At 35.5% G+C, this 22,263-nt stretch carries 14 protein-coding genes; 11 read left to right on the top strand and 3 right to left on the bottom strand.

All coding sequences use genetic code 11. The features are described 5' to 3' along the window. Window positions 1-220 precede the first annotated feature (220 nt). The 8 genes from J2X31_RS01650 to aroA all read left to right on the top strand — a co-directional run bounded on the left by J2X31_RS01650 (window position 221) and on the right by aroA (window position 12,219). The gene (locus J2X31_RS01650) at window positions 221-1,303 is read left to right on the top strand and encodes a chorismate mutase (RefSeq protein WP_310023872.1); all 1,083 of its coding nucleotides are present in this window, start codon (window positions 221-223) and stop codon (window positions 1,301-1,303) included. A 141-nt stretch (window positions 1,304-1,444) separates the two neighbouring features. After that, on the top strand, window positions 1,445-4,948 hold the full coding sequence (locus J2X31_RS01645; protein WP_310023871.1) for a DUF2135 domain-containing protein: 3,504 nt from the start codon (window positions 1,445-1,447) through the stop codon (window positions 4,946-4,948). Between the two features lie 155 nt (window positions 4,949-5,103). Continuing rightward, a complete protein-coding gene (gene rsgA, locus J2X31_RS01640) occupies window positions 5,104-6,084 on the top strand; it encodes a ribosome small subunit-dependent GTPase A (protein WP_310023870.1) in 981 nt (326 codons plus the stop codon). A 63-nt stretch (window positions 6,085-6,147) separates the two neighbouring features. Continuing rightward, window positions 6,148-6,600 carry a D-aminoacyl-tRNA deacylase gene (gene dtd / locus J2X31_RS01635; protein ID WP_310023869.1) on the top strand — a complete coding sequence of 151 codons (453 nt, stop codon included), beginning with the start codon at window positions 6,148-6,150 and terminating at the stop codon, window positions 6,598-6,600. Window positions 6,601-6,650: 50 nt separating this feature from the next. Further along, the gene (locus J2X31_RS01630) at window positions 6,651-8,558 is read left to right on the top strand and encodes a DUF3858 domain-containing protein (RefSeq protein ID WP_310023868.1); all 1,908 of its coding nucleotides are present in this window, start codon (window positions 6,651-6,653) and stop codon (window positions 8,556-8,558) included. A gap of 5 nt (window positions 8,559-8,563) precedes the next feature. Beyond that, a complete protein-coding gene (locus tag J2X31_RS01625) occupies window positions 8,564-10,576 on the top strand; it encodes a transglutaminase family protein (protein ID WP_310023866.1) in 2,013 nt (670 codons plus the stop codon). Window positions 10,577-10,578: 2 nt separating this feature from the next. Then, on the top strand, window positions 10,579-10,905 hold the full coding sequence (locus J2X31_RS01620) for a nucleotide pyrophosphohydrolase (RefSeq protein ID WP_310023865.1): 327 nt from the start codon (window positions 10,579-10,581) through the stop codon (window positions 10,903-10,905). Between the two features lie 54 nt (window positions 10,906-10,959). Continuing rightward, a complete protein-coding gene (aroA, locus tag J2X31_RS01615) occupies window positions 10,960-12,219 on the top strand; it encodes a 3-phosphoshikimate 1-carboxyvinyltransferase (protein WP_310023863.1) in 1,260 nt (419 codons plus the stop codon). Here aroA and J2X31_RS01610 read toward each other — a convergent pair whose 3' ends face one another. Further along, on the bottom strand, window positions 12,220-12,960 hold the full coding sequence (locus tag J2X31_RS01610) for a LytR/AlgR family response regulator transcription factor (RefSeq protein ID WP_310023861.1): 741 nt from the start codon (window positions 12,958-12,960) through the stop codon (window positions 12,220-12,222). Continuing rightward, entirely contained in the window at window positions 12,957-15,842 is a 2,886-nt protein-coding gene (locus J2X31_RS01605; protein ID WP_310023860.1) for a sensor histidine kinase, read from the bottom strand. The genes J2X31_RS01610 and J2X31_RS01605 overlap by 4 nt, the downstream gene beginning before the upstream one ends. A gap of 209 nt (window positions 15,843-16,051) precedes the next feature. Here J2X31_RS01605 and J2X31_RS01600 point away from each other — a divergent pair, with 209 nt between their 5' ends. Together J2X31_RS01600 and queA are read left to right on the top strand one after the other, a co-directional pair. Then, window positions 16,052-18,433: a LamG-like jellyroll fold domain-containing protein gene (locus tag J2X31_RS01600; RefSeq protein ID WP_310023858.1), complete on the top strand. Its 2,382-nt coding sequence runs from the start codon at window positions 16,052-16,054 to the stop codon at window positions 18,431-18,433. A 217-nt stretch (window positions 18,434-18,650) separates the two neighbouring features. Next, window positions 18,651-19,700 (top strand): tRNA preQ1(34) S-adenosylmethionine ribosyltransferase-isomerase QueA, encoded by a 1,050-nt coding sequence (queA, locus tag J2X31_RS01595; RefSeq protein ID WP_310023854.1) that lies wholly within the window; start codon window positions 18,651-18,653, stop codon window positions 19,698-19,700. Window positions 19,701-19,784: 84 nt separating this feature from the next. Here the strand turns inward: queA and J2X31_RS01590 are convergent, their stop codons facing one another. Then, on the bottom strand, window positions 19,785-21,308 hold the full coding sequence (locus J2X31_RS01590; RefSeq protein WP_310023851.1) for a GH3 auxin-responsive promoter family protein: 1,524 nt from the start codon (window positions 21,306-21,308) through the stop codon (window positions 19,785-19,787). Between the two features lie 152 nt (window positions 21,309-21,460). Here J2X31_RS01590 and J2X31_RS01585 point away from each other — a divergent pair, with 152 nt between their 5' ends. Then, window positions 21,461-22,255, top strand: coding sequence for a DUF2797 domain-containing protein (locus J2X31_RS01585; RefSeq protein WP_310024202.1), 795 nt, complete (start codon window positions 21,461-21,463; stop codon window positions 22,253-22,255). Window positions 22,256-22,263: the final 8 nt, after the last annotated feature.

Raw genomic sequence — 22,263 nt, 5'->3', positions numbered from 1 at the left:
AAACCTGTTAGGTATTAAAATTATAAACCATTAAGAAATTAGGATTCATTAAGAGGTTAAACCAAAAGATTAAAAAGTGCCAAAAGTTTTTATTCTAGCCCCGACTGGAGGGATCTCGTCTTTTAGGACGAGAGGAAGGAAAGGCGGGAACATGGATAAAGGAAGCCAGAAGTAGAGCTCCTGAAGAAAATAACATAAATTTGTAATAGTAAAATTGAATATGGAAAATAGTAAAGCAATGAGGACGTGGCTGGATGATTTTAAATTGTCGCATCCATTAGTAATAGCGGGACCTTGCAGTGCAGAAACGGAAGAACAAGTGTTGAAAATTGCACACGAATTAAAAGACTCGGACGTGAGTATTTACCGGGCTGGAATCTGGAAACCGCGAACACGTCCGGGAGGTTTTGAAGGTGTTGGAGCCATTGGATTGAAATGGTTGCAAAAAGCAAAAGCCGAGACTGGCTTGTTGATGTCGACTGAGGTAGCGAATGCAACCCATGTGAAACTGGCATTGGAGCACGATATCGACGTGTTGTGGATTGGAGCTAGAACGACTGTAAACCCGTTTGCGGTTCAGGAAATTGCCGATGCCTTGGAAAATACAGATAAAATCGTGTTGGTGAAAAATCCTGTAAATCCAGATTTGGCGTTGTGGATTGGTGGTGTAGAACGTTTGTATAATGCAGGAATCAAGAAATTAGGGGTTATTCACAGAGGATTTTCGACGTATGAAAAAACCAAATACAGAAATATTCCGGAGTGGCAGATTGCGATTGAGTTGCAGAGCCGTTTTCCAGATTTGCCTTTGATTTGTGATCCTTCGCATATTACCGGAAAGCGTGATATGATTCAGGAAGTTTCGCAACAGGCCTTGGATTTGAATTATGATGGTTTGATTGTTGAAACTCACATTGATCCAGATAACGCTTGGAGTGATTCGGCTCAACAGGTTACACCAACGGTTTTGAAAGGGATTTTCGCTGATTTGAAGGTAAAGAAAATGACATCTGAAGAAGATGATTTTAATAACGAAATGGCAAAACTTCGTGCTAATATTGATATTGCAGATAGCAAGATTTTGGAAATCCTTGGTAATAGAATGAAAGTTGCCGACCAGATTGGAGCTTTGAAAAAGGCAAAAAATGTAGCCGTCCTGCAAAACAAACGCTGGAATGAAATTTTAGGAAAAATGATTCTGGAAGGCGAACAGAAAGGGTTGAGTGAGGAATTTGTTTTGAAATTATTCAAGGCGATTCATCAGGAAAGTATCAGCCATCAAGAGAAAGTGATAAATGGTTGATTTTTCAAAATGGTTGTATATCTAATGTTTAGCCTGCAGTTTTATACCTGCAGGCTTTTTTTTAAGAAAAAAATAAACGTCGTCCCAACCTTTTGTGAGTTTTTGTGCTCTATTAAAATATACAACCTTAATTTTCGTGTTATGAAATCAAGAATCCATCCATCTGAAGTCAGAAGTTTTCAATCGAATTTGAAATTTTTATTTTATTTTTTATTGTTTTTCGGAACAAAAATTTTTGCTCAAAGTCCGGAATTTACGGTCAAAGGCGAAGGTTCTGAAAAAGTTAGAATGAGTCAATTATTGGTGAATGTGAAAGTCGTTGGAAACATCGCTTACACAACTGCCGAAATGCACTTTTTTAATTCAAGCAACCGACAAATGGAAGCCGAATTGATTTTTCCGTTGCCCGAAAACGTTTCGGTTTCACGATATGCGATAGATATCAACGGCAAAATGCGTGAAGCCGTTCCAGTAAATAAAAATAAAGGAAAACAGGTTTTTGAGGCGATTGAACATCGAAGAGTTGACCCAGGGTTATTGGAAAAAGTGGATGGAAATAATTTCAGAACACGAATTTATCCGTTGATGCCAAATGGCGAACGTATTGTGATTATTGGTTATGAAGAAGAACTTTCTGGATTTGATAAAAATAATTTGGCGTATCAACTGGTGAGCCGTTATCCGAAGAAATTGGATAAATTTGAGATGAATATTGTGGTTTTGGGAAGTGTTTCTTCGCCAACTGTTGCTGAAAATGCAGGAGAAGAAATTTCATTTTCAAAATGGAACCAATCGTTTCAAGCTTCGGTAAAAAAGGAAAATTATCAACCTTCAGAACAGTTGCTATTCAAGATTCCGATACAAGAAAATGTTCCAAGTATGGTAATGCAAAATGTAGGCAATCAGCATTATTTTTATGGTAATACTTTTATCGATGGAAATAAAATAGCCAAGAAACAGCCAAATTCCATCGGATTGATTTGGGATAATTCCTTGAGTGCAAAAACGCGTGATTTGAAAAAAGAATTAAATTTATTGGATGCTTATTTTCAAAAGATAAAAAACACGAAAGTCACTTTATATCTTTTAAATTACACTTTTGAAAAGCAAAAAGAATATGTGATTTCAAACGGAAATTGGGCTGAATTAAAAGCCGTTTTGCAAAATACAAAGTATGATGGTGGAACTCGATACTCTCAAATAAAATTCGAAAACCATGATTTGAACTTGTTTTTTTCTGACGGATTATCCTCTTTGAGTGAAAATAATTTGCCTAAAACTAAAAAATCGGTTTACACAATTACGTCTTCGGTTTCGGCAGATTTTGCTTTTCTGAATTTTGCTTCGATGCAAACAGGCGGAAATTTTATCAATTTGAACCAATTGAATTTGGAAAATGCTTTGGATAAATTAACCAATAACAATCTGAAATTTCTAGGAATAAAAGAAAATTATACCGTGACCGATTTGTTTCCAATGGCAGGAACTTCGGTTTCGGGAAGCTTTTCTTTTTCGGGAATTTCGCTGAATCCGAAGAATGAAATCACACTGTTGTTTGGTTATGATGATGGAGCAATTTTAGAACGAAAAATCACATTGGATGCTTCGGTTCAGAAAACAGGTGAGGTAAATATTGAGAAACTTTGGGCACAGAAAAAAATTGCCAATCTTGATTTGAATTATGCTAAAAATTCTGAAGAAATTGAACTTTTAGGCAAGAAATATGGCATCATTACCAAAAATACGTCGCTGATTGTTTTGGAAGATATTCGAGATTATATTGCTTATGACATTGTTCCTCCGACAGAATTACGAGCAGAATTTGATCAAATAAAAAAGCAAGAACAGGAAAGCCGACTGGCAGAACAAAAAAGCAATTGGGAAAATGTGGAAAGCTATTTTGCAGAATTAAATTCGTGGTGGAAAAAAGATATAAGATATGTAAAACCAAAACCTGAACCGAAGCCAAAACCTAAAAAAATAGCTAGAAGAAATGCAACAAACACAACTTCTGGGGTAAATTCTCGAAGAAATGCAACTACTCAACAAGGATTTATTTCGGGAGTTGTTAATGAAAATGGCGAGCCATTGCCTGGAGTTCAGGTGGTTTCGGGCAATGAAACGGCTGAAACAGATTTTGATGGAAAATATTCTATTAAAGCACCTGAAAACAGCAGGCTTACATTTAGCTATATAGGATTTGAGTCAAAAACGGTAGATGTTGGACAAAATAATGAAGTCAATGTTCAATTGGATGGAAATTCTGATGAACTACAAGAAGTTGTTGTTACGGCTTATGGTGTTTCAAAAAATAATGAGGTTAGGGAAGATCGAATTGAAGAAAGTTCAGAAGGGGAGTCGTTGAAAGATTATGAGCCTCAAACGCAAAAATCGATTTCCTATTCGGTTCAAACCATTTCAGCAGAAGAAATATCTAGAAAAAGTGAAAATGTTTCAACAGCACTTGAAGGAAAAGTAGCTGGGATTAATGTAGAATCAACTCCCAATAATGATGTAATTGCAGTTCGAGGATTGTCCAGCATAACCGAAACGAACGAACCCTTGATAATCGTTGATGGAGAAATTTTTGAAGGAAGAATAAATGATTTTGATGAAAACGATATTGTTTCGATAACTGTTTTAAAAGATTCTTCAGCAACTGCAATTTATGGAAATCGGGGAATAAATGGTGTAATTGTCCTTAAAACAAAAGACGGAAACTACGATGAAATCATAAAACAAAATCAAGAAAAATATTGGAATCCAGATAGATTGTATTTGAAATCCTTGGCTTCTGCTCCAAAAGATAAGCATTATGAATTGTATTTTGAATTGCGAAAATCACAGGAAAGAAATCCGAGTTTTTATTTTGATGTAGCTCATTTTTTCTACAATCAAGGCGATGTAAAAAAAGCATTGCAGGTATTGAGTAATATTGCCGATTTGGGATTAGAAAATCACCAGCTTTATAAAACATTGACTTATACTTTACGTCAATGGAAAGCTTTTGAAGATGCTTTATTTACGGCAAAACAGGTTGCAAAATGGAGAGCTCACGAACCACAAAGTTTGAGAGATTATGCTTTGGCTTTGGAAGATTCTGGGAAGAAGCAAGAAGCTTTTGACCAATTGATTAAGGCTTTGGAAGTGAATTATTATGGCGAAATGAGCGGTCAATATGAAGGTGTAGAAGATATTATCTTGATGGACATCAACCGATTGATGGCTGAAAACAAACGGTTAGATTCGGGAAAATTAGACAAGAAATATCTTGAAAAAATGCCGGTTGACATCAGAATTATTATGAATTGGAATTTGATGGATGTCGATTTAGACTTGCACATCATTGAACCAACAAACGAAGAATGCTATTATGGACATCGTGATACACAAGCAGGTGCGAGATTTTCGAAAGATTTTACAGAAGGTTATGGACCTGAACAATATCTGATTCGAAATGCTGTGAAAGGAAAATACCAAATCAAGACCGATTATTTTGGCGAAAGTGAACTGACAGAAAGTGGTCCGGCAACAGTCATGGTTGAAATTTATACTACAAAAGCTGGGAAAACGACTAAAACCTTAAAAACAATTCAATTAGGAAAAATCAAAGAGAATGATATTTTGGCAGAAATCGTTTGGTAAACTTTTCAAATTCAGTTTAGAATTTTAATTTTAGAGGGTAAAATTACGCTGTTCACAAGTAAATAGCGTAATTTTGTCCTCTTAAACAATTTGTATTTTTTAGTATTTAGAGCAATCTAAAATCTAAAATCTAAAATCTAAAATCTAAAATTTGAATGACAGGAACCGTTTATAAATCTACAGGAAGTTGGTATACCGTAAAATCTGAAAAAGGGGATTTTATTGAATGCCGTATCAAGGGTAAATTCCGGATGAAAGGAATCAAAAGCACCAATCCTATTGCCGTTGGCGATATCGTAGATTTTGAATTGGATGAAACGTCTGATAAAGTAACGGGGACGATCCATAAAATTCACGAACGGAAGAATTATATCGTTCGGAAATCGGTGAATTTGTCGCATCAGATGCACATTATTGCTTCTAATATAGATAGGGTTTTCTTGTTGGTAACTGTCAATAATCCTCCAACCACTTTTAATTTTATAGACCGCTTTTTGGTTACAGCCGAAGCTTATGGAATCGAGGCCATTTTAGTTTTCAATAAAATTGATACGCTTGACGAAACCACTTTAGACGAGCAACTGTATATGCAACACGTCTATCAGGAAATTGGCTACCAATGTTTGCGAGTTTCATCCACTGAAATGAAAGGTGTAGATAAACTAAAGGAACTGATGGTTGGAAAAGTGAGTATGTTTTCGGGTCATTCCGGTGTTGGAAAATCTACTTTGGTGAATGCTATGGAACCAACATTGCATTTAAAAACAACTGAAATTTCCGAACAAAGCAAACAAGGACAGCACACCACGACATTTGCAGAAATGTATGATTTGAGTTTTAATGCTAGAATTATTGACACACCCGGAATCAAAGGTTTTGGAATGGTAGATATGGATCCGGCAGAAATCAGTGGTTATTTTCCAGAATTTTTCAAACTCCAAGACCAATGCAAATTCAACAACTGTTTGCATAAGGAAGAACCACATTGTGCCATCAAAAATGCACTCGAAAAGGACGAAATCGCTTGGTCACGTTACAGAAGTTATCTAAAAATACTTGAAGGCGATGACGAACATTATCGAACGGATATTTATAATGATGATCGTATTGCAAGTGATGAAACCAGGAAAAGTTAGCAGTTTTCAGTAGCAGTTTTCAGTTTTTCAGATACTTTTAAAAATCTATAATCTAAAATCACAATGAAAGCCGTCATCCAAAGAGTTTCCCAAGCTTCCGTAACCATCGAAGGAGAAATAACCGCCGATATAAAAACTGGACTTCTGGTTTTGGTTGGAATTGAAGATGCCGATTCAGACGAGGACATCAATTGGCTTGTTGGGAAAATCATCAACATGCGAATTTTTGGCGATGAAAATGATGTCATGAATCTCTCGGTTCAGGATGTTCAAGGCGATATTATCGTTGTGAGCCAGTTTACGCTTCATGCTTCTACCAAAAAAGGCAACCGTCCTTCTTATATCAAAGCTTCAAAACCAGATATTGCCATTCCGTTATATGAAAAATTTGTAGCAAAACTCCAATCTGAATTCGGAAAGAAAATCCAAACCGGAAAGTTTGGTGCCGATATGAAAGTTGCACTTTTGAATGATGGTCCGGTGACAATTATTATGGATTCAAAAAACAGGGAATAATTTTGTTAATTATTTCTAAAAATTTTATATTTTTGATAAAATTCAAATTTATGAGAAGCCTCTGTTTTTTGTTGTTGGTGCTAATTCCTACTACTTTTTTTTCTCAAGAAACAAATTATGCTGTAGCAAATATTCCGGCAGAATTGAAGGAAAATGCGAATGCTGTGGTTCGCCTCAGCCATTTAGATGTTACTATCGTTTCGCAAAGAAGTATGTTGATAATAGAAAAAAAGGTTGTTACCATTCTCAATGAACATGGAGTTGATGATATTGTGGCTTTTGAATATTATGACAAAAGCAGAAAAATAAAAAAAATAGAAGCAAAAATTCTGGATTCGTTTGGCAAAGAGCTAAAAACCATTAAGAAAAAAGATTTCAAAGATAGAAGTGTTGGAGATGGTTTTTCAGTTTTCAATGACAACAGAATGCTTTATCTTGACTACACTCCAATTAATTATCCGTTTACTGTGATTTTTGAAAGCGAAATTGAAACTTCCAATACTGCTTTTCTTCCAATATGGCTTGCTTTTGAAGATTATTATGTGAGTACACAGAATAAAATTCTTAATATAACTTATCCCGTAGATTTAGGATTTCATAAAAAAGAATCAAACTTTTCAGAGAAGTATGCTATTCAAAAAAAAGAAAGTGATGGAAAGCTCACCTACACCGTGAATAACATACATGCAATGAAAGGGGAGGAGAGTAGTCCGGATATTTCAAAGGTTGTTCCAATGGTTTATATGAAACTTGAGCGATTTAATTTAGAAGGAGTGGATGGTCAGGCTAGAACTTGGGAAGAATTTGGTAAATGGTACTACGAGAGTATTCTGAAAGGAACAGATCAATTATCAGTTGAGACACAAAATAAGATAAAGGCAATCGTTGGCAAGGAAAATAATCCAATAGAAATAGCTAAAATTGTTTACAACTATGTTCAGGAGCGAACAAGGTATGTAAGTATCCAAGTAGGGATTGGTGGTTTCAAGCCCATGAATGCAAATGATGTCGATAGGCTTGGATATGGAGACTGCAAGGCACTTACGAATTACACAAAGGCTTTACTGAATGTAGTGGGGGTTCAGTCTTATTATACAATTGTAAATGCGGGACCTAGCAGAAGAGATATACAGCACGATTTTGTATCTGTTCAAGGCAACCATGTAATTTTAGCAATTCCAAACAAGGAAGAGTTGATTTGGTTGGAATGCACGAGTCAAGTTCAGCCATTTGGATTTCAAGGAACTTTTACTGATGATAGGAATGTTTTATTGATTAAGCCTGAAGGTGGACAAATTGTAAAGACAAAAGCCTTCCTTGAAAGAGTCAACAGTCAAACAACAACAGGGAGTTACAGCATTTCAGATATTGGAGATTTAACAGGAAGCCTGTCAATGCTTTCAAAGGGAAGCCAATACGACTATAGTTTTACAAACGAAAGATTATCAAAAGCAGATACAGACCTTCATTATAAGAAACACTTTTCCAATATAAATAATCTAAAACTTCAAAAAACGAGTTTTAAGAATGATAAAAAAGACATACAATTTACTGAAGATATTGAACTTTCTGCAGTTGGATATGCTTCGATAAGTGCTAACAGAATGTTGTTTGTTCTGAACGCTTTCAATATAAATTCAAATACTCCCAAAAGATACAGGAACAGAGAAAATCCATTTCAAATAAACCGTGGTTTTTATGATTCGGATGAAGTGAAAATCATCTTGCCCGAAGGATATAATATTGAGGCTATTCCCCAGGATGCTGAAATAAAAAATAAATATGGGGAATACAAGACCCAGATTATAAAAGAAAATGAAAACACATTAATCTATAAAAGATTTCTGCTGATAAAGGATGGCTTTTACGAAAGTAAAGAATATGATGAATATAGACTCTTTAGAGAACAAATAGTAAAAAACGATAATGCAAAAATAGTTTTAAATAAAAAAATATAAAAAGTATGAAACTAAAATTAAATGGTTTAGGAATAGTATTTATGCTGATTTCCTTTGTTGGCAATGCACAAGAGTTAGAGCTTGGTAAAGTTTCTATAAAAGAGCTGGAAGAAAAAATGCATCCAAAAGATACTTCGGCAGTAGCCTCGGTATTGTATAGTAAAGGGCATACTTATTTTAATTATACTGAATCGAGTGGTTTTGTAGTAGTAACCGAAGTTGAAACCAGAATCAAAATATATAAAAAAGAAGGCTATGATTGGGCTAATAAAAGTATAAGATACTATATTGGTGCAACTCCAAACGAAAGAGTGTCTTTTTCGAAAGCGGTTGCATATAATTTGGTTGATGGAAAAATAGAAAAAACTAAACTTAAAAGCGATGGTGAATTTACCGAACAGGTCAATAAATATTGGGGATTAAAAAAAATAGCAATGCCCAATGTCAAAGAAGGCACAGTAATAGAATACAGATATACAATTGAATCTCCATATATAACATCATTTCCTGACTGGGAATTTCAAGCAGGGATACCCGTAAATTATTCTGAATACAAAACAAGCACACCTGAATATTTTACCTACAGTTCACATTTTAAAGGATTTGTAGTTCCAAAAGTGACTAAACTAAAAGAAAATAAATCAATAACATTTACTTCAAAGGAACGCTCTGATGGACTTGTAGTGAAAACAAGTTTTTCATCTGAAAAAGTGGATTATGCCGTTAATGTTGTTAAATATGTAGAAGAAAATTTACCAGCAATGATAGATGAAGATTATGTGAATAACATCAATAATTATAAATCTATTGTTGTTCATGAATTGGCAATGTCAAAAATGCCAAACGGTACTGCAAAACATTATTCAACGGATTGGGAATCTGTTGTGAAAACGATTTATAAAAATGAAGACTTTGGGGCAGAATTAAATAAAACCAATTATTTCGAAGAGGATATAAATGCAGTTTTAGCCGGAATGACCAATAAGAATGATAAAATAAATGCTATTTTTAATTTTGTGAAGTCGAGGATGAATTGGAATGATTACTATGGCTATTCTTGTGATCAAGGTGTAAAAACAGCCTACAAGCAAAAAACAGGAAATACTGCAGAAATCAACCTAATGCTAACAGCAATGCTAAGGCATGCGGGTTTGGCAGCCCGACCTGTTTTAGTTAGTACAAGGTCAAACGGAATTTCATATTTCCCCAATAGAACAGCCTATAACTATGTGATTGCAGCAGTTGAAGGCGATAACAAAATCATCTTATTAGATGCTACAGACAAATTCACACAGCCAAATATACTTCCATTTAGAGCTTTGAATTGGATGGGAAAGCTAATCAGGGAAGATGGTAGTTCTGTGGATATTGACTTGATGCCTAATATGTTGTCGAAGGAGGCTATAACAATGAACTATAAAATAGAAGCTAACGGCGAAATAAGCGGAAAAATCAGAAAGCAATATACAGACTACAATGCTGAGGTGTTCAGGCAGCGTTTTGTGGGACAGAAGGAAGATGCCTATCTGGAAAACCTAGAGAATAAAATGAACAAGATTGAAATTTCGGATTACAAGAGAGATAACGAAAAAGAAATGCAACTCCCAGTTGTTGAAACATTTTCATTTTCAGGATCAGGGTTGTGTGATGTTGTTGGCGATAAAATGTATTTTTCTCCAATGATTTTCTTTGCTACAGATAAGAATCCATTTATTCAAGAGAAAAGAGAATATCCAGTAGATTTCGGGTTTCCATTTCAGGATAAATATGTTATTAGTATTGATTTGCCAGAGGGATATGCCATTGAGTCGGCACCTAAACCTATAAATGTTCAAACAGATACTAAGTTGTTTGGGTTTAGCTACAATATTGTTCCAACAGGAAATAGGATACAACTTATATTTTCAATGGATATGAATACCTCAATTGTTAGTTCAGAAAATTATGAAGCATTGAAAGATGTGTTTCAGAAATTAGTTGCAAAACAAAACGAAAAAATTGTTCTCAAAAAAGTATAAACATGAACCTAAAAAATGCCCAACTCGAAGTTGATAACTGGATAAAAGAACACGGCGTTCGTTATTTTAACGAACTTACAAATATGGCTCAACTCACGGAAGAAGTTGGCGAAGTAGCCCGAATAATTGCACGTCGTTATGGCGAACAATCCGAAAAAGAATCCGATAAAAATAAAGACCTCGGAGAAGAATTAGCCGATGTAGTTTTTGTAGTTTTGTGTCTGGCAAATCAAACCGGAATCAACCTTCAGGAAGCCTTTGATAAAAAACTCGATTTAAAATCCAATCGCGACAAAGACCGACACAAGAATAATGAAAAATTGAAATAAATACAGAAGCGTTGGAACACCATTTCAACGCTTCTATTTTTAAAGACCTCAAGAATGAACTTGCATTTACAACCCTCAAAAGTCAATCCGCAATCTGAAATTAAAATTACAGGAAGCAAATCCGAAACCAATCGTTTGCTGTTGCTTCAAGCTTTATATCCAAACATAACTCTAGAAAATGCATCCAATTCAGATGATTCTGAAGTAATGTCGAAAGCACTCCTTCAAGATTCCAAATCCCAACTCCCAACTCCGAAGTCCCAACTCATTGACATCCATCACGCAGGAACAGCAATGCGATTCCTCACGGCTTATTTTGCCACCCAAGAAAATCGTGAAGTCATCATTACAGGTTCGGCAAGGATGAAAGAACGACCGATTAAAATATTGGTAGAAGCCCTTCAACAACTTGGAGCCGAAATATCTTACGAAGAAAATAATGGCTTTCCGCCAATAAGAATAAAAGGAAAAAAACTTTCCAATAGCAGAGTTTCGCTTTCTTCAGATATTAGCAGTCAGTACATTTCAGCACTTTTGTTGATTGCTCCAAAGTTAGAAAACGGCTTGAAATTGACTTTGGAAGGAAAAATTACGTCAGTCCCATACATTAAAATGACCTTGGCTTTGCTCAATGAAATCGGGGTTGAAACTTCCTTTGTGGAGAATACAATAACCGTAAATCCACTCCTAACTCCTAACTCAAAACTCCTAACTGTAGAGTCAGATTGGTCTTCGGCTTCTTATTTCTATTCGATTGTTGCTTTATCAGAAACTGGAAATCAAATAAAACTTTCCAGCTACAAGAAAAATAGTCTACAAGGCGATTCTGCTTTAATAGAAATCTACAAAAATCTTGGAGTAGAAACGACTTTTAAAAATAATACTATTTTATTGACAAAGATTGAAAACTTCCATCTCCCATCTTCCAACTTCCAACTTGACTTGAACGATTCTCCAGACATTGCACAAACCATTGCCGTAACGTGTTTCGGATTAGGAATCGGTTGTCATCTAACTGGACTTCATACACTAAAAATAAAAGAAACTGACCGACTTGAAGCCCTAAAAACCGAACTCACAAAACTTGGAGCAACCATTTATGTAACCAACAACAGTCTGACTTTAGAAGCTTCTTCACAAGTAAATTCAAACATAGCAATCGCAACGTACAACGACCATCGTATGGCTATGGCTTTTGCACCTTTGGCCTTAAAAACTGATCTAATAATCAATAATGCAGAAGTGGTTTCCAAATCCTACCCTGATTTTTGGGAAGATTTAAAAACCATCGGATTCAGTATTTCAACACAATAATCAACGTTTCACAATTTGAATCCGCTCTAAAATCAAGTTGCTCTTTTCAGATGAAACCGGAATCGAACTGCCGTTCTTGATTTCCAATGAACCGCCATCCGATTTATTATAGGAAACAACAGCATTAAAATTGACCAAGTAGGATTTATGTGTTCTCAAAAACCTATTGTCTTTCAGCAGTATTTCTTCAAAATTTTTTAGGTTTCGACTTACCAAGTGTTTGGTTTTGTCGTTCATATAAATTTCAGAATAAGAACCTTCGCCTTTGATGTAGAGAATTTCTGAAATCTTCAAAAGAATTAAACTATTACCTGACGGAACCGCGATTTTCTCAAAAGTTTCATTCTGGATATTTTCCGACAGAGCCTTGAGCTGAAAGTTTTTTTGGCGTTCCAGTCTGGAAATGGCATTTGTCAATTCTTCGGGAACAACAGGTTTCAAAAGATAATCCAAAGCCGATAACTTAAAGGCTTGGATGGCATATTCGTTATAAGCAGTAGTGAAAATTATGGAAAAATTGATGTCTTTTTCCTCAAAAAAATCAACCAATTCCAATCCGCTATGACCCGGCATTTCAATGTCCAGCAAAACCAAATCAGGATGGAATTTTCGGATGGCTTTCACGCCTTGAGGCAAATTTTCGCATTCGGCAACCAGCTCAATTTCAGGACAATATTCCTGCAAAAGTAGTGACAGCGAAACGCGGGCTCTTTTTTCATCATCAATTATTATGGCTTTCATACTTGAAAATTTATTGGAATTTCAATGACAACGGTCGTGCCTAATGATTGCAGGCTTTGGTTCTGTTTGTCGATGAAATTAATTGTTATTTTGTTTGCTTTATTCTTGTTCAATAAATCAATCCGGTTTTGCATCGCCTCGGTGGCGAAGGATTGGTGTTTTTTGTTTTTGATGGCATTCAATTCGGCACTTTTTTGCCTTCCAATTCCGTTGTCGTCAATTTCAATTTTAATGACATATTCAATTTTAGAAAACGTGATGTCTAGTTTTTTCAATCCGCTTTTGTGCAAAAGTCCGTGTTTTACAGCGTTTTCAATATACGGTTGCAAAAGCATCGACGGGATTTTCAGTTGCTCAATATCGGCATCATCTTCAATAGCAATCGTATATTCAAAATCTTCATCAAAACGGGCTTTTTCAATGTCGAGATAAAAGGTCATTGTTGAAATTTCTTCAGCAATTGTGACGAATTCTTTTTCGGTCATCTCCAAAATACTTCGGGTCAAGGACGAAAATTTCGACAGATAATTCACGGCTTGCTTTTTATCGTTCGCCAAAATATAGGACTGTATGGTGTTCAAGGCATTATAGAAAAAATGCGGATTCATTTGCGATTTTATGGCTTTTAAAGCCGAAAGGTTGAGGTTTTTTTCGAGTTCATTTTTCTCTAAAATAATTTTGTTTTGCTTTTCGATTTTCCTGATTTGGTATTTATAAAAAGCATAAAATAAAAACAAAACAAGCAAACTTAAAATTAATAAAAACAAAGGACTCAACCAAAAAGGTTTTTTAATTTCAAATTTAATTTGCTGAAAACCAATCTTTTTATTGTTATGATGAAGGGCAAATTCAATACAATAATCGCCAGACGACAAAGCCGAAAGTTTTAAATTTTTTGTAGTGTTGTCTAATGTTTTCCAATTCGCATCATTAATTTTATAGCAAACAGAATAACTTTCATTTGGAATAAAACTCAAGGTCGAAAAGTTGATGGATACATCATTTTCATTCGGATTTAATTCGGATATTTCGTTCACTTCTCTGCGTTTTCCGTTCACTTGAATCTCATTGATGACGAGTTTTGGCGTAGGATAATTTCCAATTTCTTTTCGGTTTTTGATGACAACTCCCTTTGAAGTGGCAAAAAACAATTTGTTGTCTTTCAAAATCACATCCGTGGCTTCGATATCATTGCTGAGCGACATCACTTTTTGGGTTTTTTTCGAAACAAAATCATATTCATAAACGCCATTTGTAGCGAAAAAATAGCCAAAATGACTTCTTATGAAAAACCGCTGAAACTTCTCATTTTTAATGGAATTTGGTAATTCAAAAATGGAAATTTGGTTTTTGGAGTTGATGCTGTATAATTTTTCAGCTGTTGAAAGCCCGATGATTTGGTCGTTGTATTTTTGAATCCGAGCCAGATATAAAGTTTCGTTTTTGTGCTTTATTTCGGTTGATGCTCCATCGTTTGTAACGGCAAATAATCCGTTATTGGTGGCATAATAGATCATGTTGTTCGAGGCATTGTATTCGGTTGATTTTCCGTTTGAATTTTTTAAAAGCGAAACCTGGTTGAATCCAGAAAAAACATTGTCTTTATTTTTTTCGAAGATAAAATCCCAACTGCTTTTTAAATTTTTATCAACAAAAAAAATTCCCGAAACACTACTTGCCGAAAACGAAAAATACTTCTCGTCCACTTTTTTAACGTCCTTAACGGCAATCGAATAATCACTTTCAAGTTGGTTGTTTTTGTTTAAGATATTGAATTTGAAAGAAGTAAAAAACAATTGCTTCGAAACCGTATCGGCTAAAATCTGATTGATGGAATGGTTGTTTTCGGTTTCGAAAATCTTGTTGGTTTTCAGGTTGTTGCAATTTAATTTATAAATCAAATCTTTTTCGGTGCCAATGAAAATTTCATCTTTCCCTAAAGACATCGAGACGGGTCTTGGCCACAAGTCGATGTAATTATTGTCGAAATTTTCAATAAAAAGTACGCCTTTGTTCAAGGTAGAAATCCAGTAATGATTTTGCCGATCTTTAAAAACCGATGAAATATTTTGATTGCTAAAATAGGTTGTAGAAGCTTTTGATTTCAAATCATTTTTTAGTACTCCATTTGGCGTACAAATCCAAAGAAAATCATCGTTAACGGCGGTGTTTTGTAGAAATTTCAATGGAGTATTTATATCTTTTTTAGTAAATATTCCATTTTCAAAAACATAAAATGTCGAACTGGATTTTGAATTTACAATCAATTTTTGATTCCAATGATTTAGGATTGGAGCTGTCATTTCATCACTAAAAGCACTTGGCAAGGCATATTTTTTATGGTTTTTTGAGTTTGAAAACACATATAAGAAATCACCCAAAACATAAAAATTTTCGCCCGATGAATAGCAAGACTTAATGATGGTACCGGGAATTTGATATTTGGATTTTACTTTCAAGGTTTTCATATCATACACCAAAACCGCATTGGGCTGTATAAGGAACAATTCATTTTTTAGGATTCCAAATTTAAAATAGCCCAAAGATGTGGGTTGGTTCAGTGCTTTCAGTCCGCCTTTTTCTACATAATACAAGTAACCATCAAAATTGGCATACCAAATTCTGCCAAATCCATCTTCGGCAATACAGGAACCTGATTTTGAGGTTTGTTTTTCGGATGCAAATGTCTTGAAAACCGTTCCGTCATATCTGCAGATTCCTTTGTTGGTAGCAAACCACATAAAACCTTTGCTGTCCTGAAAAATGTCGTAAACACTGTTTGAAGGTAATCCTGAAGTTTTGTCAATAGCCTGATAATACGGATTCTGGCACCAGCCAAAATTCGATAGCAAAAGAAAAATAAGAAGTGAAATAATTCGCAACGGCTTAATTTTTAAACAAATGTAAAGAAAAGAGCAACAGGATGAAAGTTGAGTTTGCCAAAGCAGGTTTTCAATTCATAAAAGCAAGAAACATTCAAAGTTGTCGCTATTTCCAATTTGGTAAACCCAAAAAGGGATTTCATAAACTGACTATGATTAAAGGTTTGATTTCGAGCTATTTTTGACCAAAACATTAAAACAAAATGATTATGAAAACAAAATTACTCTTCCTTTTTCTATTGGTAAGCACTTTTGCAAATGCTCAAACACCAACGATTTCAAATGTAAATCATCAAAGCGTTACCTCTACATCTGCTCTTGTAAATTTTAATTTGCAAAACAACTGCCTCACTTATTCCTACAGAGTGGAATATTCTACAGATTTGTCTTTTTCGTCTTTTTCACCACAAACGGCTAACAATTATTGCAATGCTTCTCCTATTTTGCATAGTGTTGGTATTGGTAGTTTATTGCCAAATACACTGTACTATTACAGGATAAGGATACAAATATCCAGCAATCTGTATTATTCTGCAGCAAGTACTTTTACAACCTTAGGAGAAACGCCAGTTTTTGGACCTTCGACTGCTACACCATCTGTAACCACAGCCATTATCAATTATTCATTAGTTGCAGGAGTTGGCACTTCAACTATGACCGTTTATTGGGGATTAAGCCAAGGGGCTATGACGAATTCACTTGCAAATGGAACCATTTTCAATGCAGGTTCGGGTAGTGCTACAATCGAAGGATTAACGCCGGAAACACTGTATTATTTTACCGTTGAAGCCATCAACTCGAATGGTGATGCTTATGCTTCTTTAGGAACTTTTACTACTTTGCCAGCTCCACCTGCTGGAACAGAACCGGGATTAATAAGAGATTTCAAATTTGATAATGATACTTATGATACTACAAATTCCATTCAATTTGTTTCAACTAATTCAAACTCTCCGATAAATTTCGGAACAGACAGGTTTGGTGTAGATTCAAAGTGTTTGATTACAACCGCTTCTGCATTCAGAGAATCTGCAATTCCTAGTTTGCCTTTAGGAAATAGCGACAGGACGGTTTCTATTTGGTATAAAGTCGATGCCATCAGTACAGCAACATATCCTGGGCCTTTTGCTTATGGAGGAGCTAACACCTACAATACATTTGGTCTTTATTTAAATTCCATTAACGTGGTTTTTCAAGGTTATGCTTATGACCAGCCATTTACAAATACAACTGTGGCAGGAACTTGGTACCACGCTGTTGTGGTTTTTCAATCTGGAGTAGCAAGAATTTATATCAATGGCGTCCTGAAAGGAGAAATTAGCAGACCTTTGTTAAACACAACAAATTCTAATTTTAGAATCGGTAATTTTAATGGATCTGTAGATGATTTGAAGATTTATGATCTAGCATTGACGAACACTGAAATTACGAATTTGTACAATTTTAATAGCACAGTGCTTCCAGATGCTCCACCCGTGGTGAATGATTTGTCAGAAAGCGTTACAGTTTCAACAGTTGCCATTACCTATACGTTAACTTCCTCCAATAATGAAGCGACTTCCATAGTAAAATATGGTCTAGCCGAAACAAGTTTGACTTCACAAGTAAACGGATTTTCTACTAATAATACGGCAACGAATACAGTCTCAATAAACGGTTTGTTGCCTGATACTGAATATTTTTATCAAGTAGAAGCTACAAATGCTGATGGGACAACGTTATCCTCTATTGAAAGTTTTACCACTTTGCAAGGTCAAGCTATTGCAGAATACAGTTTTGATAATACTTATGATAATCTAAACGGAAATGCTCCTTTTACATCAAACCCAAATACTTCATTTGTAAACGATAGAAACGGAAATGCTACTAGTGCACTAAATTTGAATAATGCAGGTGTCGAAGCGTCAATTCCCACTTTACCCTTTGGAGGAAGTTCAAGGACAATAAGCGTTTGGGCTAAACTCAACACAGTACAAAATCCTCATAATCATATTTTTTCTTATGGTGGAATTTTTACAGGTTTAGGATTTGCAGGAGCATTCAATGAATCGGCAGTTGACTTTTTTGGATATTCAGACGACTTCAATGTCCTTTCTGCAAATACAGTTGCAACTTGGTATCATTTTGTGTACAGTTATGATGGTGTAAACGTTAAGTTGTATAAGAACGGTGTTTTATTGGCTACCGAACCCAAAAACTTGAATACAGCAGTATATGATATGTTTTCTCTTGGCAGAAGCCTGGATTATGCCAGTGTTTTTGATGGAGCCATCGATGATTTAAAAATCTATAATTACGCATTGTCTCAAGAAGAAATTACTGCATTATACACCACAAATTCACTTTCAATATCAGATTTCAATCAAAGCCTATCCGAAATCAAATTATACCCAAATCCGGCATCCGATATTCTAAACATCCAAACCAATTCAACCCTAAAATCAGTTGAAATCTATAACATCCAAGGGCAAAAAGTAGTCAGCTCCAATCAAAAACAAATCAATGTTGCTCATTTGGCATCAGGCGTTTATTTGGTTAAAATTCAAGATGAAAATGCTAAGATTGCCACTAAAAAGATTGTGATAAAATAAAAAGCGAATAAAAAATCAGTTTTAAAGCCAAGTGTTCTACTTGGCTTTTTTAGTTGAAGCACTTAATTAAATCTTCGCAACCCACCGCCAATGTTACAATCTCAAAAATAAACCCCAAAACACTTGACAACGCCTATCTCACAATCGTATATTTGCACACGATTTAGAATTTTAGGTGCAAAATCTAAAATCTAAAATCTAAAATCTAAATTTTACTATGAAATTATCACACTTCAATTTTAATTTACCAAAAGAACTTCTTGCAGAATACCCAGCCGAAAACAGAGACGAAGCCCGTCTAATGGTCATCAACCGCGAAAAGAAAACCATCGAGCACAAAATGTTCAAGGACGTTATCGATTATTTCGACGAAGGCGATGTTTTGGTATTGAACAATACTAAAGTTTTCCCAGCACGTTTATACGGAAACAAGGAAAAAACAGGAGCAAGAATCGAAGTTTTCTTGTTGAGAGAATTAAATTCTGAACAAAGATTATGGGACGTTTTGGTTGATCCGGCTCGTAAAATCAGAATCGGAAACAAACTATATTTCGGAGACGACGATTCACTAGTTGCCGAAGTTATCGACAACACAACCTCTCGCGGTAGAACACTGCGTTTCCTTTACGACGGTTCCTACGAAGAATTCAGAAACAAACTAACAGAACTTGGAGAAACTCCAATCCCAAAATACATCAACCGTGAGGTAACTCCAGAAGATGCAGACCGTTACCAAACCATCTATGCAAAAGAAGAAGGAGCAGTAGCGGCCCCAACAGCCGGACTTCACTTCTCAAAACACCTTTTGAAAAGACTTGAAATCAAAGGAGTTGACTTTGCCGAAGTAACACTTCACGTAGGTCTTGGAACCTTCAACCCAGTTGAGGTAGAAGATCTGTCGAAACACAAAATGGATTCCGAAGAGTTGAAAATCACCCAAGAAGCCTGCGATATCGTGAACAATGCAAAAGCAAAAAAGAAACGTATTTGTGCCGTGGGAACCACTTCAATGCGTGCCATCGAAAGTTCAGTTTCATCTGCCAGAACGCTAAATCCTTTCGACGGATGGACAAACAAATTCATCTTCCCACCACACGATTTCAGCATTGCCGACTGTATGATCACCAATTTCCATACTCCAAAATCAACACTGTTGATGATGGTTTCAGCCTTCTGTGGACATGATCTAATGAAAAAAGCCTACGAAGAAGCAGTCAAAGAAGAATACAAATTCTACTCTTACGGAGATGCGATGTTAATCATCTAATCTTCATAAATACCATAAAAATCCCGTTTGGTCATGAGAACTAGACGGGATTTTTTTGTAATAATTGATACCAAGTATACAACTTTATTTATAAGAAAACTGCATAGCTTTCAATTGCTCCACATAATTCCGTTGATTCGATAACCGTGGTATTTTATTCTGACCTCCCAATTTATCCTGGTCTTTCAGCCAATCATAAAACAAATTCGGTCGAGCAATATTCACAACAGGAGGATTCAGTGTCATGTTGTTATGACGTTTGGCTTCATAATCAGAGTTGAGCGTTTGGAGCGTTTCATCCAAAATCTTATTAAATAAATTAATGTCTTCAGGATTTCTTCTAAACTCAATAATCCATTCGTGAGCTCCTTTTTCCTTTCCTTTCATAAACACTGGGGCAACGGTATAATCAATCACTTCGGTATTGGTAGCCTGACACGCTTTTGCAATGGCATTATCCGAATTCTCAATGATCAACTCCTCGCCAAAAACATTAATGTGATGTTTCGTTCTTCCTGTAACCCTAATTCTATAAGGATTCAACGAAGTAAAACGAACTGTATCGCCAATCTGATAACGCCACAAACCAGAGTTGGTCGTGATCACAATTGCATAATTCTTACCTAATTCCACTTCCGAAAGACGGATGGCCTTTTGTTCAGGAGTTCCATAAGCATCCATCGGAATAAACTCATAGAAAATCCCGTAATCCAACATCAGCAACAAATCATTCGAATTGTTCAAATCCTGAATCGCAAAAAATCCTTCCGATGCATTGTAAATCTCATAATATTGAAACCCCGAACTAGGAAATATCTTCTTGTATTGTTCTCTGTAGGGATCAAAGCTCACACCTCCGTGAAAATACACTTCGGCATTCGGCCACACTTCAAGCAGGCTTTCTTTTCCGGTTTCTTCCAAAACCTTGTTCAGCAAAACCATCATCCAGGAAGGAACTCCGGCTAGGCTCGTCACGTTTTCATATCGGGTTTCATTGACAATCGCTCCTAATTTCGTTTCCCAATCGTTCATCAACGAAACCTTGTTGCTTGGTGTACTGCTGAATTCAGCCCACATTGGCATATTCTCAATCAAAATCGCCGATAAATCGCCAAAAAAAGTATTGTTATCGGCGTATAATTGCTTGCTTCCGCCAAGACGTAAGCTCTTTCCTGTAAACAATTGTGAGTCTTCGTTATTATTCAAATAAAGGGAAAGCAAATCTTTGGTTGCTTTATAATGGCAATTCTCCAAAGCCTCGCTACTAACGGGAATGAACTTACTTTTAGCATTCGTAGTTCCGCTGGATTTTGCAAACCATTTGATGGAAGTAGGCCAAAATATATTCTGTTCGCCTTTGCGGGTTTTTTCGATTAATGGCTCCAAATCTTCATAGGTAGAAATCGGAATTCTTTCAGAAAAAGCTTGATAGGATCGGATGGAATCAAAGCCATATTTTTCGCCTATAAAGGTTTTTTCGGCTGTACGAATTAAATTCAAAAGCAATTCTTCCTGAACTTCGTTCGGATATTTCAGAAACAATTCAATCTGATGGATTCTTTTTTTCAGAATCCAAGAAGCGACAGAATTGATTATTGGTATTGCCATTTAATTTTAGAGTTTAGATTTAGGATTTTAGATTTAGGATTTAAAAAATGATTCAAATCACTAACTTTACGGCTTCATCAAAAATAGCAAAAAAATACAATATCAAAACACATAAGTTGATTATTGTAAAAAGCTCAAATCTAAAATCTAAAATGACTTACGAAGGCGTACTTGCAAAGATGCAAACCGAGTTTGGAAATCCCATACAATATTATTTAATTTTTGAAAACAGTTTCCTAAACGTCAATCAATTACTCAACAAGGAAATTGAAATTTCATTCGTTGGTTATCAATGTTTGAATTGCAATAAGAAGAAAAAAATATTTCGTCAAGGGTTCTGTTACGATTGTTTTTACAGTAGTCCAGCAGTTGGCGATTGGATAATGCGACCGGAATTAAGCACGGCACATCTAGGAATTGCCGATCGAGATTTGGATTATGAAACAAAAGTGCAGTTGCAACCTCACGTTGTGTATTTGGCTTTGTCTAGCGATGTGAAAGTAGGAGTGACCAGAAAAACCCAAGTTCCCACAAGATGGATTGACCAAGGTGCTTGTGAGGCAGTTTCGATTGTGGAAGTTCCCAATCGTTATTTGGCTGGAATTACCGAGGTTGTCCTAAAAAATCATTTTGTAGACAAAACCAATTGGAGAAAAATGCTCCAAAATGAAGTGCTGACTTTAGATTTGTTGGCTGAAAAGACACGAATTTTTGAATACCTGCCAGAAGAGGTAAAGCCGTATTTCAATGCAGATTTGAACGAACATTTTATTCTGAATTATCCCGTTTTGCAACATCCTAAAAAAGTGACAGGTTTGAATTTGGATAAAACCAATCACTTCAAAGGGAAATTGATTGGTATCAAAGGGCAATATTTAATCTTCGAAGACGGAACGGTTTTCAATATCCGAAGTTTTGAAGGTTATGTCGTTTCCATGGATGTATAAAAAACAAA

It is taken from the genome of Flavobacterium arsenatis, from assembly GCF_031456785.1.
GTDB lineage: Bacteria > Bacteroidota > Bacteroidia > Flavobacteriales > Flavobacteriaceae > Flavobacterium > Flavobacterium arsenatis.
The sequence above is the reverse complement of the archived record's forward strand: the minus strand, read 5'-3'. Positions and strand labels throughout refer to the sequence as shown.

What these genes read in the sequence shown, in the direction of transcription:
- J2X31_RS01645 (WP_310023871.1), top strand. Translation starts at nt 1,445, where the DNA reads ATGAAATCAAGAATCCATCCATCTGAAGTCAGAAGTTTTCAATCGAAT.
- J2X31_RS01625 (WP_310023866.1), top strand. Translation starts at nt 8,564, where the DNA reads ATGAAACTAAAATTAAATGGTTTAGGAATAGTATTTATGCTGATTTCC.
- J2X31_RS01590 (WP_310023851.1), bottom strand. Translation starts at nt 21,308, where the DNA reads ATGGCAATACCAATAATCAATTCTGTCGCTTCTTGGATTCTGAAAAAA.
- J2X31_RS01600 (WP_310023858.1), top strand. Translation starts at nt 16,052, where the DNA reads ATGAAAACAAAATTACTCTTCCTTTTTCTATTGGTAAGCACTTTTGCA.
- rsgA (WP_310023870.1), top strand. Translation starts at nt 5,104, where the DNA reads ATGACAGGAACCGTTTATAAATCTACAGGAAGTTGGTATACCGTAAAA.
- J2X31_RS01650 (WP_310023872.1), top strand. Translation starts at nt 221, where the DNA reads ATGGAAAATAGTAAAGCAATGAGGACGTGGCTGGATGATTTTAAATTG.
- dtd (WP_310023869.1), top strand. Translation starts at nt 6,148, where the DNA reads ATGAAAGCCGTCATCCAAAGAGTTTCCCAAGCTTCCGTAACCATCGAA.
- queA (WP_310023854.1), top strand. Translation starts at nt 18,651, where the DNA reads ATGAAATTATCACACTTCAATTTTAATTTACCAAAAGAACTTCTTGCA.
- J2X31_RS01630 (WP_310023868.1), top strand. Translation starts at nt 6,651, where the DNA reads ATGAGAAGCCTCTGTTTTTTGTTGTTGGTGCTAATTCCTACTACTTTT.
- J2X31_RS01585 (WP_310024202.1), top strand. Translation starts at nt 21,461, where the DNA reads ATGACTTACGAAGGCGTACTTGCAAAGATGCAAACCGAGTTTGGAAAT.
- aroA (WP_310023863.1), top strand. Translation starts at nt 10,960, where the DNA reads ATGAACTTGCATTTACAACCCTCAAAAGTCAATCCGCAATCTGAAATT.
- J2X31_RS01620 (WP_310023865.1), top strand. Translation starts at nt 10,579, where the DNA reads ATGAACCTAAAAAATGCCCAACTCGAAGTTGATAACTGGATAAAAGAA.
- J2X31_RS01610 (WP_310023861.1), bottom strand. Translation starts at nt 12,960, where the DNA reads ATGAAAGCCATAATAATTGATGATGAAAAAAGAGCCCGCGTTTCGCTG.